The following is an 18,307-nucleotide window of genomic DNA, read 5'->3' on the forward strand; positions in this document are numbered from 1 at the left end:
GTGTCCTCTTTTGCAACACCCGGTGCTCCGGCATGCAACAGTCTGTGCGGCGGCAACGGGGCGCCTCATCAATAGCCATGCGTTCAACGCTCGGCATGGAGCTTGCGTGATCGGCGCCGACCGCTTCTCGAACGCGGTTTCTCACCTAGACGTTTCATTCAAGGAGACAACCATGCAGTGGACCACCCCCGGCTATACCGATCTTCGCTTCGGCTTCGAAATCACGATGTATATCGCCAACCGTTGACGCCACGCTGAGCCGCCGCCCGCGCGCCCTGGCGATACCGGTGCGCGGCGGCATCAGGATCACCGCTCATGAAGATCAAGATTCTCGGCTCGGGAGCCGGCGGCGGACTTCCGCAATGGAACTGCAACTGCGCGAACTGCACCAGCGCACGCAATTGGGCTGGCGACGTCACGCCGCGCACGCAATCGTCGCTAGCGATCAGCGCCAACGGCGTCGACTGGATTCTGATCAACGCCTCCCCCGATTTGCTGACGCAGCTTCGCGCACACCCCGAACTGCAGCCTGCCCGTTCGATACGCGACAGCGGCATCGCAGCCGTGGTGTTGATCGATGCGCAAATCGATCACGTCACCGGGCTTTTGATGTTGCGCGAGCGCTCGACACCCTTGCCGCTCTATGCGAGCGGCCCCGTATTCGACGATTTGTCGAGCGGCTTTCCGATCGTGCCGCTGCTCTCCCACTACTGCGGCGTGGAGCGGCACGAGATCACGCTCGACGCGCCTTTTTCGATCCCGGCGGCAAGCGGCATCCGCTTTACCGCGATTCCGATCGACAGCAAGGCGCCGCCCTATTCGCCGCGCCGCACCGCGTCGGCGCCGGGCGACAACATCGCCTTGCTGATCGAGAACGCCGCGAGCGGCGCGCGCGCGTTCTACGCGCCCGGGCTCGCCTCGGCTTCGGCGGCCGTGCGCCATGCGATGGAGTCGTCGCAACTGGTCCTGGTCGACGGCACGTTCTGGAGCGCGACCGAGATGATCGACCTCGGCCTGTCCGACAAACAAGCCGGCGATATGGGCCATCTCGCGCAATGCGGGCAACCCGGCGCACCGGGCATGGTCCAGTTGCTGGACGCGCTGCCTCGCGCAACCCGCAAGGTGCTGATTCACATCAACAACACGAATCCGATCCTCAACCCGCATTCCGCCGAGTACGCCGTCGTCCGTGCACGCGGCATCGAAGTCGCGCACGACGGGATGCATTTTCAGGTCTAGCCATGAACGCACCGCTGCCATCCGCGATTCCCGACTCGACGCCCTGGACAGCGGACGAGTTCGAAACGCGCCTTCGCGCGCTCGGCTCGCGCTACCACATTCATCATCCGTTCAATCTGCGCATGAGCTCGGGGCAATGCTCGCCCGAACAGATTCGCGGCTGGGTGGCCAACCGCTTCTACTACCAGATCAACATTCCGCTCAAGGACGCGGCGATTCTCTCGAACTGCCCGGATCGCGAAACGCGGCGTATCTGGATCGAGCGCCTTCGTGACCATGACGGTCACGGCGCCGACGCCGGCGGCATCGAAGCCTGGGCGCGTCTCGCGGATGCGGCCGGGATCGATCGCGAAGCGCTCTGGTCGCTCGAGCATGTCCTGCCGGGCGTGCGCTTCGCCGTCGACGCCTACGTCAATTTCGCGCGGCGCGCGCCGTGGCAGGAAGCCGTGTGCTCCTCGCTCACGGAGATGTTCGCGCCGCAGATCCATCGCGAGCGCCTGGCCGGCTGGCCCGAGCGCTATCCGTGGATCGAGCCGCAAGGGTTGCAGTACTTTCGCAGCCGCATCCCGCTTGCGCAGCGCGACGTCGAACATGGGCTCGCGGTGACCCTTGCCTACTTCACGACCCGGGAAGCACAACAGCGCGCGCTGGCGATCCTGGGATTCAAGCTCGACATCTTGTGGTCGATGCTCGATGCCATCGAAAAGGCGTATCCGATATGAACTCCATCGTCGATGCCGCAAACCGGGCTTGCCCCCGCCCTCGCCTGAAGAAAATGTTCAGGCTGCAGTGGGAAGACGCGCAGAGCGCCTACGTGCTGCTGTATCCCGAAGGCATGGTCAAGCTCAATCCCAGCGCGGGCGAGATACTCGTGCGATGCGACGGCACGCGCGAGCTCGACGAGATCATCGGCGAGCTGGAGGCGCTGTTCAACGCCTCCGATCTTGCCGTCGACGTCTATCGCTTCATCGATCACGCACGGCAGCGCGGCTGGCTGGATTGAGATGGACAGCCCCCGCTCCACGCCTACGTCCCCGCCCCTGTGGCTGCTCGCCGAGCTGACCTATCGGTGTCCGCTGCATTGCGCGTTCTGCTACAACCCCGTCGACTTCGCGCGGCACGGCGCGGAGCTCGACACCGGCGCCTGGCGCCGCGTGATCGGCGAGGCGCGCCAGATGGGCGCCGCGCAGATCGGCTTTTCCGGCGGCGAGCCGCTGCTGCGCGACGACCTGGAGACGCTGGTGGCCCATGCCCGCGGGCTTGGCTTCTATACGAACCTCATCACGTCCGGGATCGGCCTGACCGAAACGCGCATCGGCGACCTGAAGCGCGCCGGGCTCGATCACATCCAGCTGTCGTTCCAGGATTCGACCCGCGAGCTCAACGATTTCCTGACGAGCACCCGGACCTTCGAGCGCAAGCAGCGCGTCGCGAGCCTGATCAAGGCGCACGACTACCCGATGGTGCTCAACTGCGTCCTGCATCGCTACAACCTGCCGCACGTCGCGCAGATCATCGAGATGGCGCTCGAGATGGGCGCCGAATATCTCGAGCTTGCCAACACCCAATACTACGGCTGGGCGATGTTGAATCGCGCCCAGCTGATGCCGACGGCCGAACAGCTTCGCGAGGCCGAGGACGTCGTCAATCGCTATCGCGAACGCATCGGCGCGCGCTGCCGGATTCTGTTCGTGGTCCCCGACTACTTCGAGACGCGCCCGAAAGCGTGCATGAACGGCTGGGGCTCGGTGTTCCTCGGGGTCGCGCCGGATGGAACCGCGCTGCCGTGTCACGCTGCCCGCTCCCTGCCCGGTCTCGAGCTTCCCAATGTGCGCGACACGTCCCTGGCGGACATCTGGTATCGCAGCTCCGGCTTCGACGCCTATCGAGGCGACGCATGGATGCGCGAGCCGTGCCGTACCTGCGGCGAGCGCGAGTCCGACCACGGCGGCTGCCGATGCCAGGCCTACCTGCTGACCGGCGACGCGGCGGCGGCCGATCCCGTCTGCTCGAAGTCCGATCATCACGGGAAGATCGAGCAGGCGGTCCAGTTTGCGCGGATGCCCTCACGCGAGGTCAGCGCGCAGCCGCTGATCTTCCGCAGCCGCGAAAACTCGTTGCGCTTTGATGATTAGCGTTCACGGGAACAAGTGTGCACGTGTGTGTCGCGCGTCGCCGATCGAGCGGCGCGCGACATGCTGTTACTGCTGCGTCTTGCCGTTGAGCGGCGTCCTGGACGTCTTGGCGCCATCGGCCGTCAGCTTGACCGAACCGGCGGTGTAGCCGTTCGAGTACAACAGGAACGCCATGATGTCGGCGTAGTCCTGGTCCTTCAGCTTTCCGGGGCGGTCCGCCGGCATGTTGGTCGCCATGTAGCCGAACACGCCGCCGATGGTCAGGTGTGAATTCGCCGTGGGGGCGAATGCGGGTCCGCTCAGCGCCGGCGCGTTGAGGCCCTTCAGATCCGCGCCGTGGCACTTCGCGCATGAGCTCGAATAGAGGCTCTTGCCGTGCTTGACCTGGGCGCGGTCGAACGACGGCGCATCGGCATCGACGCTCGCGTCCACCTTGATGAAGCCGCCACGCGCCGGCGCGCCCGCCAGCTCGCTCGAGGAAACGGCCGCGAGGCGCACCGGACCATCGCGGTAAGCGAACCTCGCCGTTGCGGGAAGCGCAGCCTGGGCAGTCGCGGGCATGGCCCATTGGCGAGTCAACGCGGCAAGCCTGCCGTCGCGCTTCATCTTCGCCAGCGCCGTATCGATCCGCCCCTGCAACGCGGCTTCTTTTTGCCCGAATGCAAAGACCAGATGCCACTCGGCGTAGGGCGACGTCGTGCCCGAAACCGCGAAGCGCTGCTGCGGATGGGCCATCGTGTAGGCGACGACAGCCGGATACCAGACGATCGCGCGCTCTGCGTGGCCCGCTGCGAGCGCGGCGATGGTCTGCTCCGGCGTGTTTTCGAGGTCCAGCTTGACGTCCTGCTGCTGGACCGCGATCAACTGTGCGGGCGTCGCATAGGTTGCGGCGACGATGCCTTGCGCCGCGCGCGTCGCGTCCGGGGCGCCCTCGCCGCTCGCTGCGATGCTGACATAGCCCGAACGCAGATAGCCGCGGGAGAAACGCAGCTTGCTGTCGGACGCATCGGCCACCGGCGAGCGCGGGAACCCCGCGATCACATCGCAGCGCTTGGCGAGCGCGCGGTGGAGCTCCTTCACCGAGACGCCGTCGTCGTCGCTGCCGTCGAACGCGCCGACCGTCACCGTCGCCGGAATCCCGGCCGTGCGGAACGCTTCTGAAGCGACCGCCCGATCGAGCGTAACGGAAGGACTGCCCGGAAAGGTGCACACGCGCACGTCCGCGCTGGCGAGGCCGGGCGAAAGCGCCGCGCCGGTCAGGATCGAACTGGCGAGCGCAAACGAATTGAATCGAGTCTTCATGATCATGCTTCCGATAAATGCCGTTGAGTCACGGCTGCGCGCCTGCGACGCGCGCATGGCCGTGCCCGTATCGTGAGAATCAGGTGAGGATCTGGAGAGAATCAGCCGTGGCTGAGCGCGAACACGTAGAGCGTCCCCCCGAGCGGCACCTTCTCGGCCGCCTTCGCCATCGGGCCGCCCCAGATCGGGTTGGCGCCGCCGTAGCCCGTCAGGATCGCGACGTACTCCTTGCCGTCGACCTCGAACACCGAAGGCTGCGCGACGATGCCGCTGGCGAGCTTGGGGCTCTGCCAGACGATCTTGCCCGTCGCTTCGTCGAACGCGTACAGGTGTCCGTCGAGCGAGCCGCTGAACGCAAGGCCGCCCGCCGTCGTCGCGACGCCGCCGTTCCAGGGCAGCTTGCTCCAATGGCTCCAGACCTTCTTGCCGGTGTCGACGTCGATCGCCTGCAACTCGCCGTAGCCCTTGCTGCCCGGCTCCGGCTTGATCTCGAAGCCTTCGCCGAGATACGGCAGACCCTCCATGAAGTTGACCGACTTGCCGGTCAGCGACATGCACGCGTGCAGCGAGGGGACGATCGCCAGATGCTTCTCCGGGTCGTACGAGAGAGACCACCAGTTCTTGCCGCCGAGGAAGCTCGGGCAGGTCTCGATCGTCGTGCCGGCTTTCGGGTATTTCGCGGCGTCCTGGATCGGCGAGCCGTCGGCGCCGTAGCCGGTCACGGACTTCGCCGCCACGAACGGCTTCGCGTAGATCAGCTTGCCGGTGCTGCGATCGATCGCATGGAAGAAGCCGTTGCGGTCCGCGTGGATGATGGCGTCGTAGTCCTTGCCTTCATACGTGATCTTCGCGAGCACGGCGGCATTCACGCCGTCGTAGTCCCAGGTGTCGTGCTTCGTGTACTGGTAGTGCCACTTGAGATCGCCGTTCTTCGGGTCGAGCGCGAGCAGGGAATCGGAGTAGAGGTTGTCGCCGGGGCGCAGGTCAGCGAGCCACGGTCCAGGGTTGCCGGCGCCCCAGTAGAGGGTCTTCGTCGCCGCGTCGTAGGTGCCGGTCATCCACGCCGGAGCGCCGCCGTGCTCCTGCATGCCGTCGGGCCAGGTCTTGCCGTCCTTGTCCGAGGCGTTCGGAATCGTGAAGCGCTTCCAGAGCAGCGAGCCGTCGTCCGCATTCAAGGCGGCGATGAATCCGCGCGCGCCGTATTCGCCGCCGGAGTTGCCGACGACGATCGCCCCATCGAGCGCGAGCGGCGCGAGCGAGAACGCGTAGCCGATGCCGGGATCGAACATCTGCTTCTTCCAGACCAGCGCGCCCGTCTGCGCATCGAGCGCGGCAACCTCGCCGCTCAGCATCGCGATGTAGACGTTCTTGCCGTAGAGCGCCACGCCGCGGTTGACCACATCGCAGCACGCGGTCTTGAACGATTCCGGGCCCAGCTTGGGCTCGTATTTCCAGAGCGGCTTGCCCGTCACCGCATCGAAGGCGTAGACGTTGTCCTTGGGCGTGCTCACGAAGAGATAGCGGCCATTGACGATCGGCGTCGCCTCGAAGCCCTGCTTGAGGTCGGCGGGGAACTTGTAGCTCCACACCTGCTTGAGGCTCTTGACGTTCGAGACGTCGATCTGCTTGAGCGGTGAATGGGCCTGGCCGTTGTAGGTGCGGTAGTAGGTCAGCCAGCCTGGGTCGTCCTGTGCCGAGGTCAAGCGCTCGAATGTCACCGGCGGGTATTCGTCGGCCGTGGCCGCCGATCCGGTGCCCATGGCGGCGACTGTCGCGACCGCCATCGCGAGCAGTGCGGGCCGCGCGTGCGAAGCGAAGCGTGGTGTCATCCTTGTCTCCTGTCTGTCGATCAGATGTCGACCGAACTTGGCGCTTTAGCGCGTAGTTCGGTCCCATGCAAAGCTGTTGTCGAATATCGACGCCATGCCATGCGGCCCGCGCCGTCATCGGCTGATGCAGTCTGGCTGCGCGGCGTTTAACGCAAGTCGTATGCCATTCGCGGCGTCATCGGCGATGGAGCGCGGCCTATGCGCGAAACGCGCGGCGGCACTACGCAGCGCTTCGCTACGAGCGATGAGTTGCTGTTGCAGCGTGGGACAGCTCGCACACGATGTGTTGCTAAACGAAACACCTCGACGCGCACGTACGCCTCTCCCCTCTTCGCGCGCCAATGGCATGGTTCTCGCTGACTGCGCTTCGCACGACGACATCACTTGTGAAGGGGGCAGCATGAATTTCGCGCGCTACCGGTTCGCCGTATTGCACGGCGCTGCGCCCGTATCGGCGAGCGGTTTCGCGGCTTGTCCAATTCATCCGTCATGCACGGCTCCTCATGACGGCATCGCGCGAAAACAGCTTTGCGCGATTGCACTGGTGGTGCTCGGACTGCACGGCCTGCTGGCGATCGAGGTGTTTCGCGCGTTCGAATCGAAGGTGGCGACAAGCGAACCCACTCTGCTCGACGTTCAGTTGAACGCGTTGGCGCGCTCGCGGGCACAAGCTTTTTCCACCCCCGCCCCCGCTCCACTGCCTCGCCGGAATATCGCTCAACCGGCGCGCATGCCGCCATCTGCTTCGATGCCTCCGCATCTCCGTTACCCGATGGCGGCTCCTGTGCGGCACGCCGCCGAGCCTACGGCCACGCAGACGTCACAAGCGCCACTGGCAAGCGCGAGTGCCGGCTCGAACAGCGCCGAGCGGAGCAACGCACCGGCAGTGCCTCAGGCAGCGCCCGCCAACGGCCCCGGCTCAAACGCGAAGCCGTCAGCCGGCGTATCGGGCTCGGAAGACACCGCCCCGCAAACGGCGAGCCCACCCAGCTTCAACGCTGCTTATCTGCACAATCCGCCCCCGGCCTATCCCGCGATGGCGCAACAGCGCTCGTGGGAAGGCACGGTGCTGCTGAAGGTTCATGTGCTCGCGAGCGGCAAGCCGGATCAGATCGAGGTCGCATCGTCGAGCGGCCATGCGCCGCTCGACGATGCCGCGAAAGAGGCGGTGAGCGGCTGGCGCTTCATGCCGGCAAAGCGCGCTGCGCAGGCCGTCGACGGATGGGTGCAGGTACCCGTCGAATTCAAACTCGGAACCTGAGGTCCGGAACATGTCCGACATCGCCACACGCTATATCGTCGACTTCGCCCTTGGCTTGCTCGCCATGCTCTCCGCGCTCAGCTGGGCGCTGATCGTGAGCAAAGCCTTCACGCACTGGCGGATCGCGGCACGGAACCGGCGTTTCACCGAGGCTTTCTGGAGCGCCGCACAGCGCGACCCAGCCCGCGCGTTCGGCAATCCGCAGCAGGCAAGCGGCTGCGCCAAGGGACGCCTGGCGCGCATCGCCGCCGAGACGCTCTCCGCCGACGCCCCTATCGCGTCCGGCCAGCAGGCGGAGCTCGCCCGATGGGACCGGCACGAGCTGCTGGAGCGCTCGTTCGGCCAGCAGATCCAGCGCGAGCGCCGGACCCTCGAACAAGGGCTGACGCTTCTCGCGTCGATAGCCAATGTCGCGCCGTTCGTCGGGCTGTTCGGGACGGTTTTCGGCATCATCCATGCGCTGCATGCGGTGGCAAGCGGGCCGTCCAGCGGCATTGCAGGCATCGCGGAGCCGGTCGGGCAAGCGCTCGTGGCAACCGGCGTCGGCATTGCCGTGGCGATTCCCGCTGTGCTCGCCTACAACCTCTACCTTCGGCGCGTTCGTGTGAGCACGGCCGATCTCGAGGACTACGCGGCCGATCTCGTCAATCTGGCGCAGCGGCTCGGGTTCAGCCTTAGGCATTCGCATGCCGCGCCCGCCGGCGCTGCGTCGCCGGCGCGGCAACCGGACGAGGTGCAGGCATGATCTCCCGCTTCGCAGGCAAGGACGAAAACGACGACGAGCCGCTCGCGGCCATCAACATCACGCCGCTCGTCGACGTGATGCTCGTGATGCTCGCCATCTTCCTCGTGGCGGCGCCACTGCTGACGCACGCGATACGCGTCGATTTGCCGAAAGCGGCGGCGAGCGGGTCCGAGCCGCGCGAGCATGCGGTGACGCTCGTGCTCGATGCGCGAGGCAAGCTGTTCGTCGACGGACGCGAAACGTCCGTGGAGACGCTCGAGCCTGTGCTCGCGCATCTGGTGTCGCGGGATTCGCGTGTCAGCGTGAATCTTCAATCGGATCGGCGCGAACCGTTCGGCGAGGTGGCGAAGGTGATGGCCATCGTCGGGCGGGCCGGCATCGTGCACGTTGCGATCGCGACGGCAGACCACGCCGATACCCCCGGCAACACACCCTGATTGGCATTCGACGTTACCCACCCCGCATGCCAAGTGCGTAAAAACCCTTATTTCACACACGCCTCCTCGATGATTAAATAAATCCACGTGATTTAATTAATCGGGCAGACATGACGCCCGGTTCGGAGGAGACGCGTGAGACACCCCCATGTCGGCCGAGGCAGCAATTCGGCCAACGTTCGCCGCTACAACGAACGGTTGCTGCTGCAGGCGCTGCGGCGCACGCAGCCGGCATCGAAGGCCGATCTGGCCCGCCAGGCGAATCTCACCAGCACCGCGGTCGGCAGCATCATCGCCTCGCTCGGCGAGGCCGGCCTGATCGAATTCACCGGCAAGCGGCTCGAAGGCCAGCGCGGCCAGCCCGCCTCGCTGATCCAGCTCGCGCCGCACGGCGCGTTCGGGATCGGCGTGCGGCTCGACCGCATGAGCACCGAAACCGTGCTCGTCAACTTCGCCGGTGAAGTGCTCGCGCGCAGCAGCCACGACATGGTCCTGCCCCATCCCTCCAAGATGCTGGAAATCGTGTGCGCGGACATCGAGGCGCTGCTGCAGCATCTCACTGCAAGCGAGCGCGAGCGGCTCGCCGGCGTCGGGGTCGCGCAGCCGTTCAATCTCGGCAGTTGGATGCGCGAGCTCGGCCTGTCGGCGCAGTCGTTCAGCGCCTGGGACGACGTCGACTTCGCAAGCGAGCTCGGCGCGATGATCCCCTTGCCGGTGTTCAGCGAAAACGACGGCAACGCCGCGGCGATCGCCGAGCTGTTCTACGGCTGCGGCCGCCAAGCCGACGATTTCATCTACCTGTTCATCGGGCCCGCGATCGGCGGCGGCATCGCCATCGACGGCGATTGCCTGCGCGGCGTCAGCGGCAATGCCGGCGACATCGGCGTGATGCCGGTGCCCTCGAGCCGTCTGCCGTCGGCGCCGCAGCCGGCGGGCGAGTGGGACATCCTGCTCGCGCGCGCCTCGCTCAATGCGCTCACGCGGCATCTGCGCTACTGCGGCGAGACGGTCGAGACGCGCGCCGATCTCGAGGCCTGCATCGCGCGCAAGCTGCCCGCTGTCGACGAATGGATCGACGACTGCATCGACGCCCTCGCGCCCGCCTTGCGCTCCATGCTGTGCGTGCTCGACGTCCCGGTGGTCGTGGTCGATTCCGACGTGGACGCCGGCCTCATCGACACGATCATGCAGCGCCTGAGCACCGCCGTTGCGCTCGGCGCTCCCGAGGCGCGCGGCACGCCGGAGCTCGTGCGCGGCAGTTTCGGACCGGATGCGGGCGCGCTCGGCGCCGCATCGCTGCCGATGTTTTTCAATTTCTCGCCGCGCACAGGAATCTTGAAGGGCGCGAGCGCAGAATCGAAGGAGGTAAGCCATGCCACGTTCTGAGTCCCCCCGCCCGCTCCTGGAAATGCGAGGGATCAGCAAGACGTTCCCGGGCGTCCGCGCGCTGGACAACGTCAGCCTGACGGTCTACCCGGGCGAGGTGCACTCGCTGATGGGCGAGAACGGCGCGGGCAAGTCCACGCTGATGAAGATCCTGTCCGGCGCCTACCAGGCCGACGCCGGCAGCGAGATCCTGATCGACGGCAAGACTGTCGTCATCGACGGGCCGATCGCCGCGAAAGCGCTCGGCGTCGCCGTGATCTACCAGGAGCTGAGCCTCGCGCCCAACCTGAGCGTCGCGGAAAACATCCATGCGGGCCGCGAGCTGCGCCGTGGCGGCAAGCGCTGGGGCCTCGTCGATCGCGCCGCGATGGAGCGCGACTCCGAAGACGTGCTCAAGCGCCTCGGCGCGACCTTCGGCCCGAAAACGCTGGTGGGCGATCTGTCGATCGCGGAGCAGCAGCTCGTCGAGATCGCGCGGGCCGTGCATACCCGCGCGCGCATTCTCGTGATGGACGAGCCCACCACGCCGCTCTCCTCGCGCGAAACGGACCGCCTCTTCGAGCTGATCCGCCAATTGCGCGCCGAAGGCCTCGCGATCATCTACATCAGTCACCGGATGGCGGAAATCTATGAGCTGTCGGATCGCGTCTCCGTGCTGCGCGACGGCGCCTATGCGGGCACGCTGCCGCGCGCGGAGCTGTCCGCCGAAAGCCTCGTGAAGATGATGGTCGGCCGCGACATCTCCGGCTTCTACAAGAAAGAGCACGCGGCCTACGATCCGGGCCACTGCGTGATGTCGGTGCGCGACATCGCCGACAACGGCCGCGTGCGCGGCTGCAGCCTCGATCTGCACGCGGGCGAAGTGCTCGGCATCGCAGGCCTCGTCGGCGCGGGACGCACCGAGCTCGCCCGCCTCATCTTCGGCGCCGAGCCGCGTGTGCGCGGCGAGGTGAAAATCGACAGCCGCACGCTCGCGCTGAAGAGCCCGCGCGAGGCAATCGACGCCGGCCTCGTCTACCTGACCGAGGACCGCAAGCGCCAGGGTCTCTTCCTCGACATGAGCGTGCGCGACAACATCAACATCGCCGTGGCCGGGCGCGATGCGCGGCTCGGCGTCCTCGACCGCGCGCGCGGCGGCGAGCGGGCGCGCGAGGCGATTCGCTCGCTGTCGATCCGCGTGGCGCATCCGAAGGTCAACGTCGGCTCGCTCTCGGGCGGCAACCAGCAGAAGGTCCTGCTGTCGCGCCTGCTCGAAACGAAGCCGCGCGTGCTCATCCTCGACGAGCCCACCCGCGGGGTCGACATCGGCGCGAAGTCGGAGATCTACCGGATCATCAACGATCTGGCGAAGTCCGGCGTGGGCGTCATCGTCATCTCGAGCGAGCTCCCCGAAATCATCGGCGTGGCCGACCGCGTGCTCGTCATGCGCGAAGGCGAGATCGCCGGCGAGCTCGGCGGGCACACCGGCACGCCAATCAGCCAGGAAGCCATCATCGGGCTCGCGACCGGTTCGCGCCAGACGCTCGATCAAGCGGCTTGACTCATCACGACAGCAGCTCGCGCGATGACGCGAGCATGACCCGCATTCAGGAGAAAGACATGTCCAATTCAACCAGGCACGCGACGCCCGGCGAAACGACCGCCAACGCCGTGCAGCAGAAAGGCGGCCGGGAGCACCGTGAGCGCGTCCAGGCGCTGATGCGCACCGCCGGGATGCTGCCGGTCCTGCTGCTCTTGTGCATCGGCTTCGGCGTCATGACCGACGGCTTCTTCACGCTGCAGAACCTGTCGATCGTCACCCAGCAGGCGTCGATCAACATCGTGCTGGCCGCCGGCATGACCTTCGTGATCTTGACGGGCGGCATCGACCTGTCGGTGGGCTCGGTGCTTGCCGCTGCCGCCGTGGCCGCGATGCTCGCATCCAATATCCCGCATCTCGGCTGGCTCGGGGTTCCCGTCGCGCTGCTCGTCGGGCTCGGCTTCGGCGCCGTCAACGGCGGACTGATCTCGCTGTTGCGGCTGCCCCCGTTCATCGTGACGCTTGGCGCGCTGACGGCAGTGCGCGGCGTCGCGCGTCTGCTCGGCAACGATACGACGATCTTCAATCCGCAGCTGTCGTTCGCCTTCATCGGCAACGGCACGGTCCTCGGCGTGCCCTGGCTCGTGGTGATCGCCCTCGCGGTGGTGGCGGCGTCGTGGTTCATCCTGCGCCGCACGGTGCTCGGCCTGCGCATCTACTCGGTCGGCGGCAATCCGGAAGCAGCGCGCCTGTCGGGCATCAAGGTGCGGGGCATCGAGATGTTCGTCTACTCGATCTCGGGTCTCCTGGCCGGGCTTGGCGCGGTGATGTCGGCTGCCCGCCTCTACGCCGCCAACGGCCTGCAGATGGGGCAGTCGTACGAGCTCGATGCGATCGCCGCGGTCATTCTCGGCGGCACCAGCTTCGTCGGCGGCGTCGGCTCGATCGTCGGCACGCTGATCGGCGCGCTGATCATCGCGGTCCTCACCAACGGGCTCGTGCTGCTCGGCGTCTCGGACATCTGGCAATACATCATCAAGGGGCTCGTGATCATCGGCGCGGTCGCGCTCGACCGGTACCGCCAGCGCGGCTCGGCCCGCACCTGATGCGGCCTCGCCCAAAGCAAGCATTCCCTCAGCAAGCATTCCATTCGCCTTGACGGCGTAACGGCGCGAGTCGGTCCCCTCGCGCCCGACCACACCACGGACCAACCCTGGAGACATTGCAATGTTCAAGCAGAAAGCCGTCCTGGCCAGCCTCGCCCTGGCGCTCGGAGTCACCGCATCGGCCGCGCACGCCGCGGACAAGCAGCTCAAGTCGGTCGGCATCACCGTCGGCTCGCTCGGCAACCCCTACTTCGTCACCATCGTCAAGGGCGCCGAAGCGAAGGCCAAGCAGCTCAATCCGAACGCCAAGGTCACGGCCGTCTCGGCCGACTACGACCTGAACAAGCAGTTCACGCAGATCGACAACTTCATCTCGGCGCACGTCGACATGATCCTGCTGAACGCAGCCGACCCGAAGGCGATCGAGCCCGCCGTGAAGAAGGCGCAGGCCGCCGGCATCGTGGTCGTCGCCGTCGACGTGGCCGCCGCGGGCGCCAACGCCACCGTGCAGACCAACAACGTCCAGGCGGGCGAGCTCTCGTGCGACTACATCGCCAAGAAGCTCAACGGCCGTGGCAACGTCATCATCGAGAACGGGCCGCAGGTGTCCGCCGTGATCGATCGCGTGAACGGCTGCAAGTCGGTGTTCGCCAAGGCGCCCGGCATCAAGGTGCTCTCCGACGACCAGGACGCCAAAGGCTCGCGCGAAGGCGGCATGAACACGATGCAGGGCTACCTCACGCGCTTCCCGAAGGTCGATGCGGTCTTCGCGATCAACGACCCGCAAGCGATCGGCAGCGACCTGGCGGCCAAGCAATTGCAGCGCAAGAACATCGTGATCACGTCGGTCGACGGCGCACCCGACATCGAGACGGCGCTGAAGAGCGACACGCTCGTGCAGGCCTCGGCAAGCCAGGACCCGTGGGCGATGGCGCAAACGGCGGTGGGCATCGGCTACGGGATCATGAACGGCAAGAACCCGGCCAGCCAAGTCACGCTGCTGCCCTCCACGCTCGTGACGCGCGACAACGTGACGAGCTACAAGGGCTGGTCCTCGCCGCGCTAAGGCTGCACCCGCGCCCATCTCAGCACTCGCACCCGGACACTGAAGGAACATGTCGAAGCTCACCCGCTTACCTGCCTGGCAGGCGCTCATCGGCCATCGCGACAGCATGGCGCGCACCTCGCTACGCGAGCTGTTCGCAGAGGATCGAGAACGTGTCGAACGGTTTTCATCGGAGGCGGCCGGCGTCTACGTCGACTACTCCAAGAACCTGATCACCGGCGAGACGATCGCCCTGCTCTGCGCGCTCGCACGCGAGACGGACGTCGAAGCGCGGCGGCAGGCGATGTTCGCGGGCGAGCGGATCAACGTCACCGAGAACCGGCCCGTGCTGCACGTTGCGCTGCGCGAGCGCACGGGCGCACCGATTCTCGTGGACGGCGAAGACGTGGCGCCCAAGGTGTCCGCGGTGCTCACGAAGATGCGGCGCTTCACCGATGCCGTGCGCTCGGGCGTATGGCGCGGCCACACCGGGCGCACGATCACCGACGTGGTCAACATCGGCATCGGCGGCTCGGACCTGGGACCGCGCATGGTGTGCGAAGCATTGCGGCCCTACGGTCGCAAAGCGCTGCGGATGCACTTCGTGTCCAACATCGACGGCGCGGATATCCACGAGGTGCTGCAGTCCGTCGATCCGGCCACCACGTTGTTCGTGGTGGCGTCGAAGACCTTCACGACGCGCGAGACGCTCGTCAACGCCCACACCGCGCGCGAGTGGTTCCTGGCGAGCGGCGCGGGCGTGCCCGCGATCGCGCGGCACTTCGTGGCGGTCTCGACCAACGCGGAAGCGGTCGCGGCATTCGGCATCGATACCGCGAACATGTTCGAGTTCTGGGACTGGGTGGGCGGCCGCTACTCGCTGTGGTCCGCGATCGGGCTGCCGATCGCGCTCTACATCGGCATGAACGCGTTCGAGTCGTTGCTCGCCGGCGCGCATGCGATGGACCGTCACTTCGCCGAGACCCCGCTCGAGCGCAACCTGCCTGCCCTGCTCGCGCTCATCGGCATCTGGCAGACGAACTTCCTCGGCGCGGCGAGCCATCTGATCGCGCCGTACGACCGTTATCTGCACCGCCTGCCCGCGTACCTGCAGCAGCTCGACATGGAAAGCAACGGCAAGACGGTCACGCTCGACGGCGAGCGCGCCGGCTACGCGACCGGGCCGGTGATCTGGGGCGAGCCCGGCACGAACGGACAGCACGCGTTCTTCCAGCTGCTGCATCAGGGCACTGCGCTGATTCCGGCCGACTTCATCGTCTGCATGGAGCCGCAGCATCCGCACGACGTTCATCACGACATCCTGCTCGCCAACTGCTTCGCGCAGACCGAAGCGCTGATGAACGGCTCGCCCTCGGCGAGCGAGCCGCACCGCAACTTCGACGGCAACCGCCCGACCAACACGATCTGTCTCGACAAGCTCGACCCGGCATCGCTCGGCGCGCTGCTCGCGCTCTACGAGCACAAGGTGTTCGTGCAAGGCGCGATCTGGGGCATCAACTCGTTCGACCAATGGGGCGTCGAGCTCGGCAAGCGGCTCGCGGTGACCATCGAGGACGAGATCGCCCAGCCGGGTGAGGTGACCGGACACGACAGTTCCACCAATAGCCTCATCAACCGTTTCAAGGCGCGGCGAGCGACGCGGCGCCAAGCGCTTCAAAGGTAGAGCAAAGATGGCCTCCTCCACTCGCACGCCGCGCAGCGGCGGGTTCGCCTTCATCCTGTTCGGCGGCACCGGCGACCTCGCAATGCGCAAAGTCCTGCCCGCGCTTTATGCGGCGCATCGCGACAACCTGCTCGCGCCGGAAGGCCGGATCGTCGCGATCGCGCAGCAGGCGCTCGATCGCGACGCTTATCTGCGCTGGGTCGACGAGCAGGTGAAACCGCACGCCGCAGGCAAGGGTTCCGTCGACGAAGCCGCATGGAGCGGCTTTCTCGAGCGCCTTTCGTATCTCCAGCTCGATGGGAGCCGGCCCGAAGCGTTCGCCACCCTGCGCGATGCGCGCGACCTGCTGCACGGCACGCGCATTTTCTATCTGGCGACAGGGCCGTCGCTGTTCGTTCCGGTCTGCGAAGGCATCGCGGCGGCGGGGCTTGCCGAAGGCGCGCGCGTCGTGCTCGAAAAACCGCTCGGCTACGACCTCGACTCGTCCAACGCGATCAACGACGCGGTGGGCCGGATCTTCGCCGAAGACCAGATCTACCGGATCGACCACTACCTCGGCAAGGAAGCGGTGCAGAACCTGTTCGCGCTGCGCTTCGGCAACTCGCTGTTCGAGCCGCTGTGGCGGCGCGAATGGGTGGAGAGCATTCAGATCACGGTGGCCGAAGAGCTCGGCGTGGAAGGCCGCGGCAACTTCTACGACCAGACCGGCGCGCTGCGCGATATGGTGCAGAACCATCTGCTGCAGCTGCTTTCGATCGTCGCGATGGAGCCGCCGCAATCGATGGATGCCGACGCCGTGCGCGGCGAGAAGCTGCGCGTGCTGCGCGCGCTCAAGCCGCTGGCGGGTGATGAGATCCGGCAGAACGTCGTGCGTGGGCGGTATCACGCCGGGGCGATTCGCGGTGCTTCCGTGCCGGCTTATCTCGACGAGACGGGCGTGCGGCCGGATAGCGTTACTGAGACTTTCGTCGCGCTGAAGGCTGAAGTCGAGAACTGGCGCTGGGCCGGGGTGCCGTTTTTCTTGCGCACGGGCAAGCGTCTTGCTGGCCGCGTGGCGGAGATCGTCGTCAACTTCCGGGCTGTGCCGCATTCGGCGCTGGGGCCGCTGCCGCTGCGCTCCGGGTCGAACCGGCTCACGATCCGGCTGCAGCCGAATGAATCGATCCGGCTCAATGCGCTCGCCAAGCAGCCGGGTATGGGGATGAATCTGCGCGGGGTTTATCTCGATCTCGCATTCGATCAGTTTTTTCAGCAGGATCGGATGGAGGCGTATCAGCGGTTGCTGCTCGATGTGATCGCGGGACGGCTCGCGCTGTTCGTGCGGCGCGATGAGCAGGAGGCGGCTTGGCGTTGGGTTGCGCCGATTCTCGAGGCTTGGGCGAGGCCCGATGCGGCTTTGAAGCCGTATGCGGCCGGGACTTGGGGGCCTGCTGCAGCGAGCGCGCTGCTCGCGCGCCATGACACCTGCTGGGTGGAAGAAGAAAACTGATGACCGTTTGCGCGCCAACCGTCCAAATCGACGATAACAACATGGTGGATACGTGCTGGCGCCTCGAGTGGGCGCATGGGTCGCTCGCGGTGTATGCGCGGGGCGGCATGCTTGGCGATGTGGTGCTGCGGCATGGTGGCGGGCATGTCGTTCGTCCGTTCTACGAGGTGCCGTGGCTGCGTGATGGCAGTGCGGAGCCCGACGGGTTGCTCGGGCACATGCGCAACGAATTTGCGTGCGTGCCGTTTGGCGTGCCTTATGCGGAGGATGCCGTGGTTGATGAATGGCGCCCGAGCTTGAGCGCGCCTGTGAGCGGCTACGATCCCGAACTCGACGCAAGCGATGATTTGCTGCATGGCTATGGCTGCGTGGGCGATTGGACGCTCGTGCAGCAGACGAGCCATGCCATCGAGATTGCGCTGTCATATCCGGAGACTTCGGCGATTGAGCGCGTTGTGCGCAGGATCGCTGTTGATCCCGCTAGTCCGACGATCGACTTCACCGTGACGGTCGAGGCGCGGCGCAAGACCCGGCGTCCGATCGGATTGCATCCGAATCTGGCGTTGCCGTCGGTCGCAGGTGCGTTTCGGATCGATCCGGGTGAGTTCGAGTTTGGCGTTGTGCATCCGGGCGGCCCTGAGCCTGGGGTCTCGCGGGGCGTGCCTGGAGCTGTGTTCCGCGCGCTAGATGAGGTGCCCGTGCGTGTCGGCGGCACTGCGGCGTTCGATCGGTTGCCGTTCTCGCACGACACCGAGGAAATTATTCAGCTTTGTGGTGTGGATGGGCGCGTCGTGCTCACCGATGAGGCTTCGCGCGTCGCGTATCGCCTCAGTTGGGACGCGGCGGTGCTGCCTTCGCTGCTGCTGTGGATCAGCAATCGCGGCCGTCAATACAGCCCGTGGAGCGGACGCAATCTGTGCGTCGGCGTCGAGCCGGTCGCTGCGGCGTTCGAGCTCGGCTGCCGCACCTCGCTCGCGAATAATCCGATCAACGCACGCGGGATCGCCACGGCGGTAGAGCTCGATCCGCAGCGGCCCCTGTCGATTGCTTACCGCTTAGAAATGCTTTCCGGCCAGTCGATTGCCTGATCCGATACGACGGAAACCGGCGCGAATAAACGGGAGTCCCCG

The 18,307-nt window shown here is 66.3% G+C and carries 17 protein-coding genes; 15 read left to right on the forward strand and 2 right to left on the reverse strand.

The annotated features are described in order from the left end of the window. Positions 1–172 precede the first annotated feature (172 nt). From pqqA to pqqE, 5 genes are all read left to right on the forward strand, one after another. Positions 173–247, forward strand: coding sequence for a pyrroloquinoline quinone precursor peptide PqqA (gene pqqA, locus FAZ69_RS18440; RefSeq protein ID WP_136896550.1), 75 nt, complete (start codon positions 173–175; stop codon positions 245–247). 68 nt (positions 248–315) lie between these two features. After that, positions 316–1,239, forward strand: a complete 924-nt coding sequence (pqqB, locus tag FAZ69_RS18445; RefSeq protein ID WP_136896517.1) for a pyrroloquinoline quinone biosynthesis protein PqqB — start codon at positions 316–318, stop codon at positions 1,237–1,239. Positions 1,240–1,241: 2 nt separating this feature from the next. After that, the gene (gene pqqC, locus FAZ69_RS18450; RefSeq protein ID WP_136896518.1) at positions 1,242–1,961 is read left to right on the forward strand and encodes a pyrroloquinoline-quinone synthase PqqC; all 720 of its coding nucleotides are present in this window, start codon (positions 1,242–1,244) and stop codon (positions 1,959–1,961) included. Further along, on the forward strand, positions 1,958–2,242 hold the full coding sequence (pqqD, locus tag FAZ69_RS18455) for a pyrroloquinoline quinone biosynthesis peptide chaperone PqqD (RefSeq protein WP_136896519.1): 285 nt from the start codon (positions 1,958–1,960) through the stop codon (positions 2,240–2,242). Before pqqC ends, pqqD begins: the two co-directional genes overlap by 4 nt. A gap of 1 nt (position 2,243) precedes the next feature. Beyond that, complete coding sequence (gene pqqE, locus FAZ69_RS18460; RefSeq protein WP_136896520.1) at positions 2,244–3,374, forward strand: pyrroloquinoline quinone biosynthesis protein PqqE; 1,131 nt, start codon at positions 2,244–2,246, stop codon at positions 3,372–3,374. 66 nt (positions 3,375–3,440) lie between these two features. On the opposite strand, the gene FAZ69_RS18465 is transcribed toward pqqE, so the two are convergent. Then, a complete protein-coding gene (locus FAZ69_RS18465; RefSeq protein WP_136896521.1) occupies positions 3,441–4,676 on the reverse strand; it encodes a c-type cytochrome in 1,236 nt (411 codons plus the stop codon). 101 nt (positions 4,677–4,777) lie between these two features. After that, the gene (locus FAZ69_RS18470; RefSeq protein ID WP_136896522.1) at positions 4,778–6,505 is read right to left on the reverse strand and encodes a methanol/ethanol family PQQ-dependent dehydrogenase; all 1,728 of its coding nucleotides are present in this window, start codon (positions 6,503–6,505) and stop codon (positions 4,778–4,780) included. Between the two features lie 76 nt (positions 6,506–6,581). On the opposite strand from FAZ69_RS18470, the gene FAZ69_RS33995 reads away from it, so the two are divergent. From FAZ69_RS33995 to FAZ69_RS18520, 10 genes are all read left to right on the forward strand, one after another. Beyond that, the gene (locus FAZ69_RS33995; RefSeq protein ID WP_240702318.1) at positions 6,582–7,766 is read left to right on the forward strand and encodes an energy transducer TonB; all 1,185 of its coding nucleotides are present in this window, start codon (positions 6,582–6,584) and stop codon (positions 7,764–7,766) included. A gap of 10 nt (positions 7,767–7,776) precedes the next feature. Continuing rightward, the gene (locus FAZ69_RS18480; RefSeq protein WP_136896523.1) at positions 7,777–8,511 is read left to right on the forward strand and encodes a MotA/TolQ/ExbB proton channel family protein; all 735 of its coding nucleotides are present in this window, start codon (positions 7,777–7,779) and stop codon (positions 8,509–8,511) included. Next, the gene (locus tag FAZ69_RS18485) at positions 8,508–8,948 is read left to right on the forward strand and encodes an ExbD/TolR family protein (protein WP_136896524.1); all 441 of its coding nucleotides are present in this window, start codon (positions 8,508–8,510) and stop codon (positions 8,946–8,948) included. Before FAZ69_RS18480 ends, FAZ69_RS18485 begins: the two co-directional genes overlap by 4 nt. 135 nt (positions 8,949–9,083) lie before the next feature. Continuing rightward, positions 9,084–10,334, forward strand: a complete 1,251-nt coding sequence (locus tag FAZ69_RS18490; protein WP_136896525.1) for an ROK family transcriptional regulator — start codon at positions 9,084–9,086, stop codon at positions 10,332–10,334. After that, positions 10,321–11,874 carry a sugar ABC transporter ATP-binding protein gene (locus FAZ69_RS18495; RefSeq protein ID WP_136896526.1) on the forward strand — a complete coding sequence of 518 codons (1,554 nt, stop codon included), beginning with the start codon at positions 10,321–10,323 and terminating at the stop codon, positions 11,872–11,874. The genes FAZ69_RS18490 and FAZ69_RS18495 overlap by 14 nt, the downstream gene beginning before the upstream one ends. Before the next feature lie 59 nt (positions 11,875–11,933). Next, a complete protein-coding gene (locus FAZ69_RS18500; protein ID WP_136896527.1) occupies positions 11,934–12,959 on the forward strand; it encodes an ABC transporter permease subunit in 1,026 nt (341 codons plus the stop codon). Positions 12,960–13,080: 121 nt separating this feature from the next. Next, positions 13,081–14,025: an ABC transporter substrate-binding protein gene (locus FAZ69_RS18505; RefSeq protein WP_136896528.1), complete on the forward strand. Its 945-nt coding sequence runs from the start codon at positions 13,081–13,083 to the stop codon at positions 14,023–14,025. 49 nt (positions 14,026–14,074) lie between these two features. Next, positions 14,075–15,688 (forward strand): glucose-6-phosphate isomerase, encoded by a 1,614-nt coding sequence (gene pgi / locus FAZ69_RS18510; protein ID WP_136896529.1) that lies wholly within the window; start codon positions 14,075–14,077, stop codon positions 15,686–15,688. A gap of 7 nt (positions 15,689–15,695) precedes the next feature. Beyond that, the gene (gene zwf / locus FAZ69_RS18515) at positions 15,696–17,177 is read left to right on the forward strand and encodes a glucose-6-phosphate dehydrogenase (RefSeq protein ID WP_136896530.1); all 1,482 of its coding nucleotides are present in this window, start codon (positions 15,696–15,698) and stop codon (positions 17,175–17,177) included. Then, positions 17,177–18,265: a hypothetical protein gene (locus FAZ69_RS18520; protein WP_240702319.1), complete on the forward strand. Its 1,089-nt coding sequence runs from the start codon at positions 17,177–17,179 to the stop codon at positions 18,263–18,265. The genes zwf and FAZ69_RS18520 overlap by 1 nt, the downstream gene beginning before the upstream one ends. The last annotated feature ends 42 nt before the right edge of the window (positions 18,266–18,307 follow it).

This window comes from Trinickia terrae (assembly GCF_005144415.1).
In the GTDB taxonomy this organism is placed as follows: domain Bacteria; phylum Pseudomonadota; class Gammaproteobacteria; order Burkholderiales; family Burkholderiaceae; genus Trinickia_A; species Trinickia_A terrae.

Coding starts and splice junctions, on each gene's coding strand:
- FAZ69_RS18470 (WP_136896522.1), bottom strand. CDS start 6,505: ATGACACCACGCTTCGCTTCGCACGCGCGGCCCGCACTGCTCGCGATG.
- FAZ69_RS18520 (WP_240702319.1), top strand. CDS start 17,177: ATGACCGTTTGCGCGCCAACCGTCCAAATCGACGATAACAACATGGTG.
- FAZ69_RS18480 (WP_136896523.1), top strand. CDS start 7,777: ATGTCCGACATCGCCACACGCTATATCGTCGACTTCGCCCTTGGCTTG.
- pgi (WP_136896529.1), top strand. CDS start 14,075: ATGTCGAAGCTCACCCGCTTACCTGCCTGGCAGGCGCTCATCGGCCAT.
- FAZ69_RS18505 (WP_136896528.1), top strand. CDS start 13,081: ATGTTCAAGCAGAAAGCCGTCCTGGCCAGCCTCGCCCTGGCGCTCGGA.
- zwf (WP_136896530.1), top strand. CDS start 15,696: ATGGCCTCCTCCACTCGCACGCCGCGCAGCGGCGGGTTCGCCTTCATC.
- pqqC (WP_136896518.1), top strand. CDS start 1,242: ATGAACGCACCGCTGCCATCCGCGATTCCCGACTCGACGCCCTGGACA.
- pqqB (WP_136896517.1), top strand. CDS start 316: ATGAAGATCAAGATTCTCGGCTCGGGAGCCGGCGGCGGACTTCCGCAA.
- pqqE (WP_136896520.1), top strand. CDS start 2,244: ATGGACAGCCCCCGCTCCACGCCTACGTCCCCGCCCCTGTGGCTGCTC.
- pqqD (WP_136896519.1), top strand. CDS start 1,958: ATGAACTCCATCGTCGATGCCGCAAACCGGGCTTGCCCCCGCCCTCGC.
- FAZ69_RS18495 (WP_136896526.1), top strand. CDS start 10,321: ATGCCACGTTCTGAGTCCCCCCGCCCGCTCCTGGAAATGCGAGGGATC.
- FAZ69_RS18465 (WP_136896521.1), bottom strand. CDS start 4,676: ATGAAGACTCGATTCAATTCGTTTGCGCTCGCCAGTTCGATCCTGACC.
- FAZ69_RS18500 (WP_136896527.1), top strand. CDS start 11,934: ATGTCCAATTCAACCAGGCACGCGACGCCCGGCGAAACGACCGCCAAC.
- FAZ69_RS18485 (WP_136896524.1), top strand. CDS start 8,508: ATGATCTCCCGCTTCGCAGGCAAGGACGAAAACGACGACGAGCCGCTC.